The following is a 16,454-nucleotide window of genomic DNA, read 5'->3' as shown; positions in this document are numbered from 1 at the left end:
CTCACTCATCGGCATAGACGGCGATCCCGCCCTCTTCGAACGCGTAGGTCTTCAGCGTCCCGGACTTCTCGTGCGCCATGCCGGGGGCGTTCGAGGGCATGCCGGGCAGCGTGATGCCGGCGATCTCCGGGCGTTCGGTCACGAGCCGCTCGATGATCTCGACCGGCACCAGCCCGCTGACGAAATAGCCGTCGACCTTGGCGAGGTGGCAGCCGAGGCCCTCGCGCGGGACGCCGACGGAGACGGAGGTCTTGTCGAAGTCGCGGTCGTCGATGCGCGTCACCTCATAGCCGTGCCGTTCGAGGTAGTCGGCATAGGTGTCGCAGCAGCCGCAGCCCGGATCGCGCCAGATCGTGACCTGCTTGGCAGGATCCGTCTGCACGGCGGCGGCAGGCGCCTGGCCCGGATCTTCCGCCGCGGACAGGGTGGCGAAGCCGATGCCGCCGGCGATCGTGGCGGCCGCGAGCGAGGCGAGAACGCAGGTCTTGTTCATGGTGAACTCCATCATTCGGCCGCGTATGCGGTCCAGGTGGCGCCGCCGTCGCGGCTCTGTCGCAGGTCGCCGTCGAGTGCTGCGACGACGTGGTTCGGATCGACCGGGTGGACCGCCACGGCGGCGGCATCCCCCTCCGCCGCGCGCGACCAGACGACACCGGCGTCGCGGGAGGCCCAGATCCCCGACGGCAGCGCGGCATAGAGCGTCTCCGGCGCGGCCGGCGCGCTGGCCAGCGCGCGGATCGGCTCGCCCGCCGGCAACGGGGCCTCGGGCGGCAGCGCATCGCCGGACACCAAGGCGTCCATCGCGTCGCCGGGCTGGACGTCCTGCCAGCGGCAGAAGCAGTCGGGCACGCGCGTCAGGCCTGATTCCGTGCCGGCATAGATCCAGATGCCCCCCATGCCGGTCGCGAGATCGACCGAGGCGAGCGTCAGCGAATCGCGCTCGGCCTCCGCAAGCCAGGGGCGGTCCATCACGAAGGTCCAGGATTGCCCGGCATCTTCGCTCTGCCAGAGTCCGTCGCCCTGGACCGAAGCGTAAAGGGTGTCCGGCTCGGCGGCGGCCACGGCGACCGCGGCCACCGGCGCGTCGGGCAGCCCCCCGCCCGGCCGTTCCCAGCTGCGACCACCGTCCTGCGAGATGGCGAGGCCGCCCGTGGCGAGGCCGACGACGACCCGTCCGGGACGATCGGGATGGGTGGCCAGCGCCAGGACCCCTCCGCCATTCGACGCAGGATCCGAGGTCTGGATGGCGCCACCGTCACCGCTGCGCGTGAAGGTCTCGCCCGCGATCAGCAGCGCGTCGCCCTCGAAGGCAAGCGCCGTCGGCGATAGGGGCGCCGGTTCGGCCGCCTGCACTCCGAACGGAAGCGCGAGCAGGCCGAGGGCACCGACCGCGGAATGAAGGAGGCTTCGGCGGGACAGGGCGGCGTTCTCCCGCCGCACCGGAAAGGCGAAGGTCGAGCGGCGCGGACGCGCCGGATCGGAAGATCGGGTCATGTGAAGTCTCTCTGATCGTCTTGGTCGTTCGCCGGAACGTCCGGCGCGAGCCTTGGACGCCTGTCCGAGCTGACGCTTCGGCAGGCGGCACGGGACGGAGCCCGCGCATGCGCGCGGGCCGTCGGATCAGATGAGGATGCGCGGCGGCTCTTTGGCGGGCGGGCTGGTGAGGCCGCGGAAGTCGCGCGGCAGGGTGTGGCCCAAAGCCTCGCTCGTCTCCTGGAAGACGCTCCCGGTTTGCGCCGGCGCAGGTACGGCCGCAAAGCCTCCCGCGCCGCAGACGAAGTCGCACGCGATGCCATTGGCACCGGACTCCCCGTCGCCGCAGGCCTCGCAATCGGCCATCTCCGCGACCGTGGCGCCGGAGGCGACCATCTCTGCGGCCATTCCCGCCGAGCCAGCCGCATGCACGACCGAGCTTGCCGCGAACGCGGCGAGGACGGTGGCAAGAATGAGGCTGGCGATCAGTCGCATGGTGTTCAATTATACGCCGTCCGACGGCGTTCCCAAGTCAGTCTGTGCACGATGCCGTGAGCGAAGCCGGGCATCCGCGGGTTCCCGCATGGGCGAGATCTTCCATGATCGGACAGTCGGGACGATCATCGCCATGACACCGGGCCACCAGATCCCGCAAGGTCCGGCTGAGCGCCTGCAGCTCCGACACCTTCCGGTCGATCCGGGCTAGGTGACTGCGCGTGATCGCCTTCACGTCGGAACTGGAGCGCTCGTGGTCGCCGTAGAGCGACAGGAGCGTCCGGCACTCCTCGAGGCTGAAGCCGAGCGACCGGGCGCGTCCGAGGAAGGCCAGCCTGTGCAGCTCCTCCGCCGCGAAATCGCGGTAGCCATTCCCGCTTCGCAGGGGCCGGACGAGACCGATCTCCTCGTAGTAGCGGATGGTCTTCGAGGGAACCCCGCTGCGTTCGGCCACCTCTCCGATGTTCATGATCGCGACACCTCTCGCTCCGTCTTGAGCAACCAGATAGGGGTTCCACCGGCTGGAAGGTCAATTGTCTTCCGAAGTTAAATTAGCCCGTTGACCTTCCATCTACTGGAAGCACTACCTCTGCAAGCATCCGTCATCCGGAGGGTCAGGCATGGACACGTCGCACGTCACCGAAAGAAACCCCAGGGATCCCGTTTGCGGCATGGAGGTGGACCCTTCGGCGGACGTGCCGAGCCACGACCACGATGGCCATCTCTACCATTTCTGCTCCGAGCGCTGCCGCGACCGCTTCGCCGCCGCGCCGGAGGATTTCGTCGAGGCGACGGACCCGGTCTGCGGCATGGCGGTGAACCGCGCGGCGGCCGAGCATCTGTCCTCGCATGCGGGCGAGCGGCTCTATTTCTGCTCCGCCCGCTGCAAGGAGAAGTTCGACGCCGCGCCCGAGACCTGGCTGAAGGGCAAGCCGACGCCCGAGCCGATGCCGGCGGGCACCACCTACACCTGCCCCATGCACCCCGAGATCGAGCAGGTCGGCCCAGGCGAGTGCCCGATCTGCGGCATGGCGCTCGAGCCCAAGGGCGTGCCGACGGGCGACGAGGGCCCGAACCCGGAGCTCGTGGACTTCACCCGCCGCTTCCGGGTCGGCGCGATGCTGTCGGTGCCGCTGGTCATCATCGCCATGGGGCCGATGGTCGGGCTGCACGTGGAAAGCTTCATCGCCGCGCGCGCGGTGCGCTGGTTCGAGCTGATCATCGCCACGCCCGCGATCCTCTATGCCGGCTGGCCGTTCATCGTGCGCGGCTGGCGGTCGTTCCGCAGCTGGAACCTCAACATGTTCAGCCTGATCGCGATGGGGGTGGTCTCCGCCTACGTCTTCAGCGCGGTGGCGGTGATCGCGCCGGGCCTGTTCCCGGCAGGCTTCCGCGACCCCATGAGCGGGCAGGTCGGCGTCTATTTCGAGGCGGGCGCGGTGATCGTCACGCTGGTCTTGCTGGGCCAGATCCTCGAGCTGCGCGCGCGCGAGCGCACCGGCTCGGCGATCCGGGCGCTGCTGGACCTCGCGGCCAAGACGGCGCGGGTGATCCGCCCCGACGGCACCGAGGCCGAGCTGCCGCTGGAGGAGATCGCCGTGGGCGACCGGCTGCGCGTCCGCCCGGGCGAGAAGGTGCCCGTCGACGGCGAGGTGGTCGAGGGGCGGTCCTCGGTGGACGAGTCGATGCTGACGGGCGAGCCCGTCCCGGTCGAGAAGGTCGCGGGCGACCCGGTCACGGGCGCCACGATCAACGGCACCGGGTCGCTGGTCGTCGAGGCCCGGCGCGTCGGGTCCGACACGATGCTCGCGCAGATCGTCGAGATGGTGGCGAACGCGCAACGCTCGCGTGCGCCGATTCAGAAGCTGGCCGATGCGGTGGCCGGTTACTTCGTGCCCGCCGTCATCGCCATTGCGGCCGTGTCCTTTGGGGCCTGGGCGATCTGGGGGCCGGCGCCGGCGCTGGCCTACGCTCTGGTCTCGGCCATCGCGGTCCTCATCATCGCCTGCCCCTGCGCGCTCGGGCTGGCGACGCCCATGTCGATCATGACCGCCACGGGGCGCGGCGCGCAGGCGGGCGTTCTGATCAAGAACGCGGAAGCGTTAGAAGGCTTTGCCAAGGTGGATACGCTGATCGTCGACAAGACCGGCACGCTGACCATGGGCAAGCCTGAGCTGGTGGGAGTGCTGCCCGAGGGCGGCATGGCCGGGGACGAGCTGCTGCGCCTCGCTGCCGCGCTGGAGCGCGGGTCGGAGCATCCGCTGGCTGAGGCCATCGTGCGCGGCGCCGAGGCGCGCGGCCTCACGCTCGCCAAGGCCGAGGACTTCGAAGCCGTGACCGGGATGGGCGTGAAAGGCGTGGTCGACGGCAAGGCGGTCGCCTTGGGCAACGCGAAGATGCTTGCGGAGCTCGGGGTCGAGGCGCCGTCCGTGGCCGAGACCGCGAACGCCCGGCGCGACGAGGGGGAAACCGTCATGTTCGTCGTGGTTGACGGGCTGATTGCGGGTCTCGTGAGCGTCGCGGACCCGGTCAAGGAAACGACGCCGGCCGCGCTCAAGGCGCTGCATGAGCTCGGCTTCCGGATCGTAATGGCGACGGGCGACAACGAGCGCACGGCGCGCGCCGTCGCCGGTCGCCTGGGTCTTGATGAGGTGCGCGCCGACGTGCTGCCCGAGGACAAGGCGCGGATCATTCGAGACCTGCAAGCCGAGGGCCACAAGGTGGCTATGGCCGGCGACGGCGTGAACGACGCGCCGGCGCTGGCCCAGGCCGATGTCGGCATCGCCATGGGCACCGGCGCCGACGTCGCCATCGAGAGCGCCGGCTTCACCCTGGTCAAGGGCGACCTGAACGGCATCGTGCGCGCGCGGCGCCTGTCGCTCGCCACGATGCGCAACATCCGGCAGAACCTCTTCTTCGCGATGATCTACAACACGGCCGGCGTGCCGGTCGCTGCGGGTGTGCTGTATCCCTTCTTCGGACTGCTGATCTCGCCCATCTTCGCGGCGGCGGCGATGAGCCTGTCCTCGGTCTCGGTGATCGGCAACGCGCTGCGGCTGCGGGGAGTGCGGCTGTAGCTCCCTCCGGTGCATCGGGCAGCAGTCGGTTCGCCCGCCGGCGGGCTCAGTCCTCGACCGGCAGGCCGGCCTTTGACCACGCCCCCAGGCCGCCCTCGATCACGCGGGCGCGGTAGCCCATGCGATCGAGGGTGGCGGCGGCGAGCGCGGCGCGCGCGCCCGAAGCGCACAGCACGTCGACGGTCCGGCCGTCCCGCTCGGCGGTCAGCGTCTCATTCGCCACAGGGCTGTCGGGATCGGCGTTCGCCTCCAACATTCCGCGCGGAATATGTAGAGCGCCCGGCACTCGGCCCTTCTCGCTCAGCTCGTCCGGCTCGCGCACGTCGAGCACGAGCCCACCGCCCTCATGCGCGTCGTGCGGCGAGACCGCCGCGATTCGCCCGCGTGCCTCGGCCACCAGATCCTTCATGCTCATGCTCATGCTCATGTCGTCGTCCTCTCGCTTGCGCCCCGGTTCAGAACCGGTTGGCGGGGATCTTGAAGTAGCTGTTGGCGTCCCCTTCGGGCGCGGGCAGCGCGCCGCCGCGCAAGTTGACCTGCAACGCGTGCAGCATCCGGTCGGGCAGCGAGAGCGTTGCATCGCGCTCCTCGCGGGTCCTCACGAACGCATCCTTCGTCGTTCCCTGGCTCACATGCTTGTTCTGCGCCAGATGCTCGGCCACGGTCGCCTCCCACATCGGCTCGCCGCGGTCCTCGGTTCCGTAGTCGTGACCGACGAACAGGCGCGTATTTTCGGGAAGCGCCAGGATCGCCTGGATCGAGTCCCACAGCGTGGCCGCGCTGCCACCCGGGAAGTCCGCACGGCTTGACCCCATGTCGGGATACATCAGCGTATCGTGCACGAACGCCGAGTCGCCCGCGACATAGGTGATTGAGCCCAGCGTGTGGCCGGGCGAGAGCATGACGCGGAACGTGAGGCCGCCTACCTCGAACGTGTCGCCGTCCGCGAGCAGCGCGTCGAAGTGGCGCTCCGAGTGGAAGCCGTCCGGCTCGTGGTAGAAGTCGCGCCAAAGCTCCGCGATGTCCTGCACCTTCTCGCCGATGGCATTGGGGGCGCCGGTCCGCTCGCGCAGCCAGTGCGACGCCATCAGGTGGTCGGCATGCGGGTGGGTGTCGAGGACGCGCTCCAGCGTCAGGTCGCGTTCCTCGATCAGCGCCAGGACGCGCTCGGCGCTTTCGGTCGAGGTGCGGGCGCAAGCGGGGTCGAAGTTCAGCACCGCGTCGACGACGGCGGCCTTCCCGGTCTGCGGGCAGGCGGCGACGTACTGGATCGAGCCCGTGTCCGCCTCGTAGACGCCCCAGACGTCGGGGCTGCCCGCGCCGGTCGACGCGGAGTGGCGGGTCAGGTGCTGGTGGTCGGTCATGATCGTCGCCTTTCTCGTGTTGCTATGGAACGCGGAAGTTCCCGGTGGCGGTTCGGTGTCGAACGTTGGCTATCGTGCTTGCTGACGACGCTTGACACCGCGCATGACGAACCCGGTTTTGGGCAAGGGAGGCACATCGCCCGCACCGCTCTCCAGTTCCTGATCCGGCACGTCGTAGTCGATGGAACTCACGAAGTATCCGCAGAACGCCTTCATCAGGCCAATCGCGATCCATTCGCCCGGACAGCGGTGGTTCGTAAGATGGTCGCCACCTCCCTGCGGAATGAAGTCGAAGGGATTCTCATCCCACTCCTGAAACCGCTCGGGGCGGAACTCGTCCGGCGCACTCCATGAACGAGGGTCGGTGTTCGTGCCGTGGAGGTCGAGCAGGACTCTTCGGCCTTCCGCAAAACGATACCCCCGCCACTCGAAATCGCGCTTCACCCGTGCCGCGACCGCGGGAAAGAACGGATAGAGACGGCGGACCTCCTGCACGAAGGACTCAAGGTGCCTTTCGTCGTCCTTCAGTCTCTGCCGCCACGTAGGTTGCCGGTGCAGGGCGTGCGCGGCCTGAACGATGAACACCGAGACCGCGACGGTGGGGCGCAGGACGTTCAGCAACTCCACGGCGGCCACCCGGGGGGTCAGCGGCTCTCCGTCCAGGTCCCGCCACATCGCGACGACATGGGCGGCGCTTTCCTGTCCCGGCTGAAGGCTTCCGTCGCGCACCTGCTCGATAATCCCGGCCGCCCAACGCTCTGCGCGATGCCGTGCCAGACGCGCGCCCCAATGCTTCCAGCCGACCGCCCCGGCGTGCTGAAAGAGCGCTGTCATCTGCGCCGTCCGCGTCTGGACCTCCGCTTCGGGAAGCGGCACGCCCGACCAGGCGCAGGCGGCTCTGGTGAGGATTTCGCGCACTTCGTCGTAGAGAACGACCTTCTCCGCCGCTTGCCAGTCCCGTGCGTAGCGGTCCAACAAATCCCGCGTCGTGTTTTCGAGAGCTTCGATTCGCTCGGTCGCCATGAGCGACATGAACATCCGCTTCCGATGACGGTGGGCCTCGCCATCGAGCCCCTGGATGCCCTTTTCGCCGAGCAGGGTTTTCTGGATACGCTTCGGCATCGAGCCTGCGCGCACGAGCCCATCCTCGGAATAGAAGACCTCCGCTGCTGCGGCACCGGTCATGCAGATCGTCTTCTGCAAGAGGATGCGGGTCTCGAACAGGTCTGCGTCAAGGTCACGGCATGTGTCCGGAATGAACCCATATGGGTTGCGCAGCAGGGCGAGCGTGCTGTCGAAGCCCTTTGAGGATGGAATGCTGGACATCGATTATTTCCCCGTGGCGCTTTCTTTGCGGTGGTTACGTTCGGGCTTGTTTTTCGCCGACCGAAAGCTGTCCCAGCACAGCAGGGCCGCACCGCAGAAAATCGCCACATCCGCAAGATTGAAGGACGGCCAGTGATATGTTCCGTAATGGAAATCCAGAAAGTCCGGGACGGCCTGATAGCGCACCCGGTCGAGGACATTTCCAAGCGCGCCTCCGATGATCAGACCTAGGGCCGCACCCGTCAGCCTGTCCGGAGCCTTCCACAGCCAGATCAGCAGCCATGCCACGATCACGCCAGCAAGCGCGATGAGACCCCACCACGGTACGACCCCGCCGAGCATACCGAAGCTGACCCCATCGTTTAGAACCCGCACGAGATTGAGAAAGGGTAGAACCTCGACGCCGCGCTCAAGCGCCGGTGTGTTCAGTGCAAGCGCCTTGGTGCCCTGATCGATAACGAACGCCGCGACGGCGCAGAGCCCACCCAGAATGCGAGCGTTCATGCCGCCGCCTTCAGATCGGTTCGCGCATCGCGGATGATCGCCCATGACGAATGCAGGAACAGTCCGGCGATACCGAAAGCGACGATGAGATCCGGCCACGCGCTGCCCAGCCAAGCCACCAGACCGGCGGCAACGACAACCGCCGCATTGCCGATGGCGTCGTTGCGCGAGAAGAGCCAGACTGCCCGCATGTTCGCGTCGCCCTTGCGGAACCGCAGAAGCGGCAGAACGGAGACGACGTTGACGACAAGGGCGATCATGCCGAGCAGGCCCATGAGAGCCGCATCCGGCGTCGTTTGTTCGAAGACCCGGACGATGGTCGTGCCGAGAACGCCAAGACCGAGGAGCCCGAGGAAAATGCCTTGGATCAGGGCCGACCGCGCCCGCCAGGCGAGACTCCAGCCGATGGCCAGCAGACCGAGGAAGGTGATCGCGCCATCACCGATGAAATCGAGCGCATCGGCCTTCACGGCCTGCGATCCGGAAATGAAACCGCCGATCATTTCGATGACCCCGTATCCAACGTTCAGGATCACGACGATCCAGAGGGCGCGGCGGTAGGCCGGGTCCTGGTGCGCAGGATTCGGCGGAATGTCTTCATCGCCCTCGATCCGGTCGAAGCCGTAGCCGGTCACCGCAACGGCCTTTTCGATGTCCGGAAGGCGCGCTTCGGGGGCGTTCAGTGTCATGATGTGGGTCGCCGCCGACACCTTCACATCGTCAGGTGCGACTCCGGCCGAGTGCGCCGCCCGCTCGATCTGAGCGGCGTCCTTCGCGCAATCCATGCCGGAAACCCGGTAACGGAAGGGTGGAACGTCCGCCGTTGATCCGGCGCTTTCGACGTTGGCCATGATCACGATACTCCTGCTAAGGTAGGTCGAGGAACTACATATCAGCAAGGAATGATATGGAGCAGATCGTCGCCGACCGCAACAACGCGGCCGCTACCATCGAGCGGCGGACGAAGTTGTTCCGCGGCTTTGCGGACGCAAGCCGCCTGGCGATCCTGGGTGCCCTGTGCGAAGGGCCGTTGGTCGTTCACGAGATCGTCGGACGCACGGGATTGTCGCAGCCCAACGTCTCCAACCACCTGCGATGCCTGCTGGACTGTGGGCTCGTCGCGAGCGACCGCGATGGCCGCTTCGTTCGCTACCGTCTCAGCGATCCGCGCATAGCGAGCCTCCTGGACGATGTGGACACGCTTCTCGACGCGGTGGCCGAAGGAGTCGACGCGTGTTCCAACTATCGCGGGGCATAGACGGGCTATATTCCCAATGCCGTTCCCGCCGCCGGTCGAGTCTTGTCCGCCTGCATTTTGCACGGAAGACGCGGATCTTTCACGACCCAAGGTTCGCCAGGGGGAACTTCTCCGTGCTGGTCGCGATCCTTCGAGCGTCCGCTTGTTACGTGGAATTCTCGATGTGCAACCGTCCCACCGTGGCAGATACAAGGTCTTCTACCAGCCGTGATTGACCGTTCTCCATTCGGCACGCTTCACGCCGCGGCCTCGGCATCGTCCGGATCGACCGACCAGGCGTCCTTCGTGGCCTCGATCCCTTCCCAGGCGACGTAGGGCACGATCAGGAGCGCCGCCACGGGGTCGGCCCACCACCATCCCTGCCACTGCGTCAGGCCGATACCGATCAGGACGACCACCGTCTGGTACTGGCAGATCATCGTGTCCTTGGCGTCGTATTTCAGCGCGGGCGACTCCAGCCGCTTGCCGTAGCGGTATTTCCCCCAGGCCAGGAACGGGTTGACCACGAGCGAGACGAACAGGATCGAGATGCCCCACCAGTTAAAGCCCGGCGCCTCCTGCGACAGGAAAGCGCTCACCGCCTCGTAGAGGATCGCCGCGACCACGATCCAGAAGGCGCAGGCCACGACCGCCAGCGCAACCTTCTTGCGGTGCAGCACTTTGCGGCGGTCCCCGCCCTTCGCCTCACCGCGCAGCCGCCAAATGAGCGTGCCCGCCGAAGTGGCCTCGACCGTGCTGTCCAGACCCCAGCTCACCAGCGCCGCGCTGCCAGTCAGCAGGCCGGCCGTCACCGATACGACGACTTCCAGCACGTTGTAGATTAAGCTGGCGGTCTCGACGCGGATGCCGCGCTTGAGGTTCGCGTCCCGGTCGTTCTTCCCCGCCATGGCAGGCCTCCGCGTGACAAGTCCTTCTAGGAACGCGAACGCCGCCCGATCGGTTCGCGACCCGTGAGAAAGGTTGAAACCTGTGCACGAAACCCCTTGAACCTCTAGCGGCTAGAGCACCCATCTTGCTGGCCAGACGTTCGGCAGGAGACCTTCATGGAACGGCGCGCAGAGCACGAAGACGAGCAAGGAGCGGCAAACGACACCTGCTGCGGCGGGCAGGCCTCGCAAGCTCCGCAGGCCTCGAGCGCGCCGGTCCCCGAGGCAGGGCGTAGCTTCCGCGTCAACGGCCTCGATTGCGCCGAGGAGGTGGCGATCCTCAACCGCGTGGTCGGGCCCGAGGTGGGCGGCGCCGAGCATCTGGCCTTCGACGTGCTCAACGGCCGGATGACCGTGCTGGAGGGCGCGAAGCCCCTGCGCGACGACCAGATCGTCAAGATCGTCGGCTCCACCGGGATGAGCGCCAAGCCCTGGGACGCGGAAACCGCGGAGGCCGACCAGGCCGCGCATTTCCGCCGCCAGCGGCTGTTCACCGCGGTATCGGGCGGCTTCTGGGCGGCCGGCTTCGGCTGGCACGTCTTCGAGTCCGGCGCCATCGGCGCGGTCGGGCTGTTCTCGGGTCATGGCGAGGTGCCCATGCCGTTGATCGAGGTAGTCGCCTTCCTCGTCGCCATCGTGTTCGGCGTCTGGCTCGTCGCGCCCAAGGCGTGGTCGGCGGCGCGGCGGCTCGCGCCCGACATGAACCTCTTGATGGTCGTGGCCGTCGCGGGGGCCATCGCGCTCGGCGAGTATTTCGAGGCGGCGACGGTGGCTTTCTTCTTCGCCCTGTCCTTGACGCTGGAGAGTTGGAGCGTGGGGCGTGCGAGGAACGCGGTCGCCGCGCTGCTGGATCTCGCGCCGCCCACGGCGCGGGTGATCCGGGACGACGGCTCGGAGGCGGACGTGCCCGCGGCGGAGGTCGCGGTCGGGACGCGCTTCGTGGTGCGCGGTGGCGACCGCATCCCGCTCGACGGCGAGGTGACGGACGGCGCGGGCGCCGTCGACCAGGCGCCGATCACCGGGGAAAGCGCGCTGGTGCCCAAGGAGGCCGGCGACGAAGTCTATGCCGGCACGATCAACGGCGAGGGCACGCTGACGGTGCGCGCGACCAAGCCCGCCTCGGACACGGTGCTGTCCAAGATCATCCGCATGGTGGGCGACGCCCATTCGCGCCGCGCCGAGGTCGAGCAGTGGGTGACCCGCTTCGCTCGCATCTACACGCCCATCGTCATGGCTCTGGCGGTGCTGATCGCGCTGCTGCCGCCGCTCCTGCTGGGCGGAGCCTGGGACTACTGGATCTACAACGCGCTGGTGCTACTGGTGATCGCCTGCCCCTGCGCGCTGGTCATCTCCACGCCCGTCTCGATCGTCGCGGCGCTGGCCTCCTCGGCGCGGAGCGGCGTGCTGATCAAGGGCGGGGCCTATGTCGAGGCGCCGGCCCGGATGACCGCGCTGGCCATGGACAAGACCGGCACGATCACGATGGGCGAGCCGGAGGTGGCGGGGCTGCACCCCTTGGGCGACGCCTCCGAGCGCGACCTGCTGGAGGCGGCCGTGGGGCTGGAGGCGCGCTCCTCTCACCCGCTGGCGCGCGCGATCCTGGCCCGTGGCGAGCGCGACGGCATCGCGCGCGCGGCGGCCGAGGACACGCGCACCGTCCCCGGCCGCGGCGTCGAGGGGACGTGGCGGGGCGGACCGATCTGGCTGGGCTCCGACCGCTTCGCCGCCGAGAAGGGGCTCGGGGACGCGATCCCGCGCGACCTGGCGGAGCGGATCGAGGGCGCGGGCAGCACCCTCGTGGCCGTGGGGTCGGGCGACCGGCTGATGGGGCTCATCGCGCTGCGCGACCGCATCCGTCCCGATGCCAGGGAGATCGTGGCGCGGCTCCACGAGCAGGGCGTGACCACCATCGTCATGCTCACGGGCGACAATGAGCGCACGGCGCGTGCGGTCGCCGCCGAGGTCGGCATCGACGAGGTCCGTGCAGAGCTGCTGCCGGAGGACAAGGTCGCGGCCATCGAGGAGCTGGTCGCGCGCCATGACGTGGTCGCCATGATCGGCGACGGGGTGAACGACGCGCCGGCCATGGCGCGGGCGCATTTCGCCATCGCCATGGGCGCCGTCGGCTCGGATGCGGCCATCGAGACGGCGGACATCGCGCTGATGACCGACGACATCGGCAAGGTTCCCTGGCTCGTCGGGCACTCGCGCCGGACCATGGGCGTCATCCGTCAGAACATCGCGCTGGCGCTTGCCACCAAGGCGCTGTTCGTCGGGCTGACGGCGTTCGGCCTGGCCTCCATGTGGGGCGCCATCGCCGCCGACGTGGGCGTTTCGCTCCTGGTCGTGGCCAATGCGATGCGCCTTCTGCGGGCCGGGGGCGACGCGCCGCCGCCTGAAGGCGGCGAGCGGGTGGCCACGCGCATGGCGCAGGGGGCGCTGGCGCACGGGCATTGATCGGCGGCGCCTCGCCCCGTAGTCTCGACGCAACAACAGCGGCCACCGGAACACGGGGCGCGAGGGGCAGGCATGACCACGATATTGACGCGCCGCGCGGCGCTTCTGGGCGGCGCGGGCGCCCTCCTTTCCGGGTGCGCCGGCAAGTTCCGGTCCTATGACGGACCGACCGTGACGCGGCTGCGGCTCTTCAAGAGCCGACGGCTGCTGGCCCTGGAGGGTACGGAAGGCGTCCTGCGGACCTATCCGATCGGGCTGGGCTTCGCGCCGGTGGGCCACAAGCGGTTCGAGGGCGACGGCCGCACCCCGGAAGGGTCTTACGTCATCGACCGCCGCAACCCCGACAGCAAGTTCCATCTGTCCATCGGCATTTCCTACCCGAACGAAGCCGACATCGCCTATGCGGCGGGCCAGGACCGCGAGCCGGGCGGCGACATCTTCATCCATGGCGGGCCCAGGCGCGGCATCGACCCGACGGACGTGCGCGACTGGACGGCGGGCTGCATCGCCGTCACCGATCGCCAGATCGAGGAGGTCTACGCCATGGTCCGCGACGGCACGCCGATCGACATCTACGCCTAACGGCTTGGCGATGCCTTCTCTTCAAGTCCGCCGCCGCAGGCGGGCCGCCCCGCCATCCGTCAGCCATGCCAGCAGCAGCCCAATTAACACGAGGGGCGGCAGCACCAGATCGCCGAGCCGCGCGTAGAGCGTCGCGGGCCGGGAGGCGGGCAGCACGGCGTCGATGATGCCGCTCCGCTCCATCCCCAGACGGTTGCGGATGCGGCCCTCCGCATCGATCACCGCCGAGATGCCCGTGTTCGCCGCCCGCACGACCGGCAGCCCCTCTTCGACCGCGCGCATCCGCGCCGAGGCTAGGTGCTGGCGGGGACCGATCGAGGTGCCGAACCACGCGTCATTGGTGGCGTTGAAGATCCAGTCCGGCCGGATGGCGTCGTCCACCACGGCACCCGGGAAGACGATCTCGTAGCAGATGGCGACGCCGACCGGCGGCAGGCCCGGCAGCGCCAGGGTGCGCGGCCCCGGCCCCGGCGTGAAGTCGCCCGGCGTCTCCACCAGGCGCTCGATGGGCAGCCAGCGCGGCACGTACTCTCCGAAGGGAACGAGGTGGTGCTTGGCGTATCGGGCGACCGGGCCGCCGGCATCATAGGCCTGCACGGCGTTGAAGTAGCGCGCGCCCTGCCCGTCCGCGACGCGGGTGGGCGCTCCCGTCAGCAGGACCCGGTCCGGCCCGAGCATCCCCGCGATGCGATCCACGGCCGCCGCGTCCTCGTCGAGATAGCCCGGAAAGGCCGTCTCCGGCCAGAGCAGCACGTCGAACGCGCCGGGCCGGCTCGACAGGCGCAGGTAGCGCGCGAAGGTCTCCGCGCGCAGCTCGGGACGCCACTTGTCGGCCTGTGCGACGTTGCCCTGCACGATCCGAAGGCGGACCCCCGTCTCCTCGACCGGCGCCGCGGCCAGCCGCAGCCATCCGGCGCCCGCGAGCGCGAAACAGAGAAGCCCGGCGAGGGCCAGCGCGCCCGCTCGTCGCCGCCCCTGCGCGCGCAGCGCGACCGCCGCGAGCGCGGAGACGAGCATCACCACGAAGCCCAGGCCGTAGCTGCCGATCCAGGCGGCGGGTTGCCGGAGCGGGTCGAACTCCGCCAGGGCGTATCCCGCGAGGTTCCATGGAAACCCGGTCAGCACATGGCCGCGCAGCCATTCGGCCGCCATCCAACAGGCTGCGAACGCCGCCGCGCCCATCGCGCCGTCGATCCGCAGCCGCGCGAAGGCGGCGCAGGCCAAGGCCGGGAACAGGGCGAGGAGCGCGCTCAGGCCCGAGATGGCGGGAACGGCCATCCAGCCGTAGCGCTCGGCCTCGACGGCGAAGCTCTCCGCGATCCAGGACAGCCCGAAGGCGAAATGCCCCAGCCCGAAGACCCAGCCGAGCGCGAAGGCCCGCCATGTCCCCGCCCCCGACACCAGAAGGAACAGCGCCCCGAAGGCCAGCGGCGCGGCCGGCAGCACCGAGAAGGGCGGCAGGACGAGGGCCGCCGCGGCGCCCGCCGCGAAGACCAGCGGCAAGACCGGCACGCCGCGGCCGAGGCCCGAGACGGCGGCCGTCATGCGGCGCGGCGGCCCATAAGCGGGCGCAGGACCAGCAGCGCCGCGCCGCACACCACCGCCACGTCGGCGAGGTTGAAGGCCGGCCAGTGCCAGGCCCCGGCATGGAAATCGAGGAAGTCGGTGACCGCGCCGAAGCGGATGCGGTCCACGACGTTGCCGAGCGCGCCGCCCACGATCATCCCGGCGGCGACGGCCTCGCTGCGCGTCGGAGCCGCGACCATGATCCGCAGAAGCCACGCGCAGATCGCGGCCGCGACGAGGGCGAGCCCCCACCAGGGCACCTCGCCGAAGAGGCCGAAGGTCACGCCGGAGTTGCGCCCGAACACGAGGTCGAATCCGGGCAGGACCGGCACGCCGCCCGCGAGACGCGCGGCCTCCGCGACGACCAGCGCCTTGCTCGCCCGATCGGCAATGAGGGCGGCCAGCAGCGCGCCGCCGCCCAGGGCAAGGTTCCGACGTCGCATCGCCATCTCGCTCATCCCAGCCACACGTCGAGGAACAGCATGATGACGAGGCCCACGGCGAGCCCCAGCGTCGCGCGGTTCTGATGGCCGCTGCGGTGCGTCTCGGGGATGATCTCGTGGCTGATGACGTAGAGCATCGCGCCCGCCGCGAAGGCGAGGCCCCAGGGCAGGAGCGGCTGGGACAGCGTGACGACGCCTGCGCCGAGAAGGCCGCCCAGGGGCTCGACCATGCCGGTCAGCGCTGCGATGCCCCAGGCCCGGACCTTCGAGTACCCTTCGCCCAGCAGCGAGACGGCCACCGCCAGCCCCTCGGGGGCGTTCTGCAACCCGATGCCGATGGCGAGCGGCAGGCCGCCCGACATCCCGTCGGCTCCGAAGCCGACGCCCACGGCAAGGCCCTCGGGGAAGTTGTGGATGGTGATGGCGATGATGAAGAGCCAGACGCGCCTGAGCGAGGCGGCCTCGGGACCCTCGCGCCCCGAGGTGAAATGCTCGTGCGGCAGGCGCTCGTTCATCAGCGCGACCGCGCCCATGCCCAGCAGGATCGAGACGCAGACCACGGCGGCGGGCATCGCGCCGTTCTCGAACATCGGCTCGGCCGCATCGAGCGCGGGAATGATGAGCGAGAAGAAGGACGCGGCCAGCATCACGCCCGCCGCGAAGCCGAGCGCCATGTCCCGCGTGGCGCGCGACGGGAGCCGGCCGAACAGGACCGGCACCGCCCCGACGGCCGTCATGGAGCCGGCGGCGAGGCTGCCGAGAAGGCCCAGCATGACGGGGGACAGTTCGGTCATCGCCGCCCCACCGATGCCGGGATGGACGGCCCGGCGCCGCTCACGGCCCGGCCATGCGAGGCCGGGTAAAGATCGCGGGCCGACTTCCCCAGCCCCGACGCTCCCCGGCGGCCCGCGCCGGAACCCTGGCCCGCCGCCGCCGGTTTGAAAGACGAGCCACCACCGTGTAGCGCGGAGGCGAAATCTTGA

The 16,454-nt window shown here is 69.2% G+C and carries 17 protein-coding genes; 4 read left to right on the top strand and 13 right to left on the bottom strand.

All coding sequences use genetic code 11. The annotated features are described in order from the left end of the window. Position 1: 1 nt before the first annotated feature. The 4 genes from JAN5088_RS16255 to cueR form a co-directional block, all read right to left on the bottom strand. A complete protein-coding gene (locus tag JAN5088_RS16255; RefSeq protein ID WP_082430076.1) occupies positions 2-493 on the bottom strand; it encodes a DUF411 domain-containing protein in 492 nt (163 codons plus the stop codon). An 11-nt stretch (positions 494-504) separates the two neighbouring features. Continuing rightward, positions 505-1,494, bottom strand: coding sequence for a WD40/YVTN/BNR-like repeat-containing protein (locus JAN5088_RS16250; protein WP_233489826.1), 990 nt, complete (start codon positions 1,492-1,494; stop codon positions 505-507). Positions 1,495-1,620: 126 nt separating this feature from the next. Beyond that, the gene (locus JAN5088_RS16245; protein ID WP_055683879.1) at positions 1,621-1,968 is read right to left on the bottom strand and encodes a hypothetical protein; all 348 of its coding nucleotides are present in this window, start codon (positions 1,966-1,968) and stop codon (positions 1,621-1,623) included. Positions 1,969-2,005: 37 nt separating this feature from the next. Further along, positions 2,006-2,437 carry a Cu(I)-responsive transcriptional regulator gene (gene cueR / locus JAN5088_RS16240; RefSeq protein WP_055683878.1) on the bottom strand — a complete coding sequence of 144 codons (432 nt, stop codon included), beginning with the start codon at positions 2,435-2,437 and terminating at the stop codon, positions 2,006-2,008. 151 nt (positions 2,438-2,588) lie between these two features. Between cueR and JAN5088_RS16235 the strand changes: the two genes are divergently transcribed. After that, positions 2,589-5,045 carry a heavy metal translocating P-type ATPase gene (locus JAN5088_RS16235; RefSeq protein WP_082430067.1) on the top strand — a complete coding sequence of 819 codons (2,457 nt, stop codon included), beginning with the start codon at positions 2,589-2,591 and terminating at the stop codon, positions 5,043-5,045. Positions 5,046-5,091: 46 nt separating this feature from the next. Here the strand turns inward: JAN5088_RS16235 and JAN5088_RS16230 are convergent, their stop codons facing one another. The 5 genes from JAN5088_RS16230 to JAN5088_RS16210 form a co-directional block, all read right to left on the bottom strand. Then, positions 5,092-5,472 carry a rhodanese-like domain-containing protein gene (locus JAN5088_RS16230; RefSeq protein WP_199502171.1) on the bottom strand — a complete coding sequence of 127 codons (381 nt, stop codon included), beginning with the start codon at positions 5,470-5,472 and terminating at the stop codon, positions 5,092-5,094. Positions 5,473-5,500: 28 nt separating this feature from the next. Next, a complete protein-coding gene (locus JAN5088_RS16225; protein WP_055683877.1) occupies positions 5,501-6,409 on the bottom strand; it encodes an MBL fold metallo-hydrolase in 909 nt (302 codons plus the stop codon). A 69-nt stretch (positions 6,410-6,478) separates the two neighbouring features. After that, complete coding sequence (locus JAN5088_RS16220; RefSeq protein WP_055683876.1) at positions 6,479-7,735, bottom strand: cytochrome P450; 1,257 nt, start codon at positions 7,733-7,735, stop codon at positions 6,479-6,481. Positions 7,736-7,738: 3 nt separating this feature from the next. Further along, positions 7,739-8,239, bottom strand: a complete 501-nt coding sequence (lspA, locus tag JAN5088_RS16215) for a signal peptidase II (protein WP_144431868.1) — start codon at positions 8,237-8,239, stop codon at positions 7,739-7,741. After that, positions 8,236-9,090, bottom strand: a complete 855-nt coding sequence (locus JAN5088_RS16210; RefSeq protein WP_055683875.1) for a cation efflux transmembrane domain-containing protein — start codon at positions 9,088-9,090, stop codon at positions 8,236-8,238. The genes lspA (JAN5088_RS16215) and JAN5088_RS16210 overlap by 4 nt, the downstream gene beginning before the upstream one ends. Before the next feature lie 56 nt (positions 9,091-9,146). Between JAN5088_RS16210 and JAN5088_RS16205 the strand changes: the two genes are divergently transcribed. After that, on the top strand, positions 9,147-9,497 hold the full coding sequence (locus tag JAN5088_RS16205; protein WP_055683874.1) for an ArsR/SmtB family transcription factor: 351 nt from the start codon (positions 9,147-9,149) through the stop codon (positions 9,495-9,497). A 236-nt stretch (positions 9,498-9,733) separates the two neighbouring features. On the opposite strand, the gene JAN5088_RS16200 is transcribed toward JAN5088_RS16205, so the two are convergent. After that, on the bottom strand, positions 9,734-10,384 hold the full coding sequence (locus JAN5088_RS16200; RefSeq protein WP_082430066.1) for a cation diffusion facilitator family transporter: 651 nt from the start codon (positions 10,382-10,384) through the stop codon (positions 9,734-9,736). 156 nt (positions 10,385-10,540) lie between these two features. Between JAN5088_RS16200 and JAN5088_RS16195 the strand changes: the two genes are divergently transcribed. Both JAN5088_RS16195 and JAN5088_RS16190 read left to right on the top strand, forming a co-directional pair. After that, complete coding sequence (locus tag JAN5088_RS16195) at positions 10,541-12,880, top strand: heavy metal translocating P-type ATPase (protein WP_199502170.1); 2,340 nt, start codon at positions 10,541-10,543, stop codon at positions 12,878-12,880. A gap of 72 nt (positions 12,881-12,952) precedes the next feature. Beyond that, positions 12,953-13,462, top strand: coding sequence for a L,D-transpeptidase family protein (locus JAN5088_RS16190; RefSeq protein WP_055683873.1), 510 nt, complete (start codon positions 12,953-12,955; stop codon positions 13,460-13,462). A gap of 21 nt (positions 13,463-13,483) precedes the next feature. On the opposite strand, the gene lnt is transcribed toward JAN5088_RS16190, so the two are convergent. From lnt to JAN5088_RS16175, 3 genes are read right to left on the bottom strand one after another with little or no spacing between them, the layout of a single operon-like run. After that, the gene (gene lnt / locus JAN5088_RS16185; protein WP_055683872.1) at positions 13,484-15,007 is read right to left on the bottom strand and encodes an apolipoprotein N-acyltransferase; all 1,524 of its coding nucleotides are present in this window, start codon (positions 15,005-15,007) and stop codon (positions 13,484-13,486) included. Further along, a complete protein-coding gene (lspA, locus tag JAN5088_RS16180; protein ID WP_082430065.1) occupies positions 15,004-15,477 on the bottom strand; it encodes a signal peptidase II in 474 nt (157 codons plus the stop codon). Before lspA (JAN5088_RS16180) ends, lnt begins: the two co-directional genes overlap by 4 nt. A gap of 5 nt (positions 15,478-15,482) precedes the next feature. Then, entirely contained in the window at positions 15,483-16,265 is a 783-nt protein-coding gene (locus tag JAN5088_RS16175) for a ZIP family metal transporter (protein WP_055683871.1), read from the bottom strand. Between the last annotated feature and the right edge of the window lie 189 nt (positions 16,266-16,454).

Origin of the sequence: Jannaschia rubra (genome assembly GCF_001403735.1) — a bacterium.
Lineage (GTDB): Bacteria > Pseudomonadota > Alphaproteobacteria > Rhodobacterales > Rhodobacteraceae > Jannaschia > Jannaschia rubra.
Note: the sequence above shows the minus strand (reverse complement) of the source record. Positions and strands in the feature narration are given on the sequence as shown.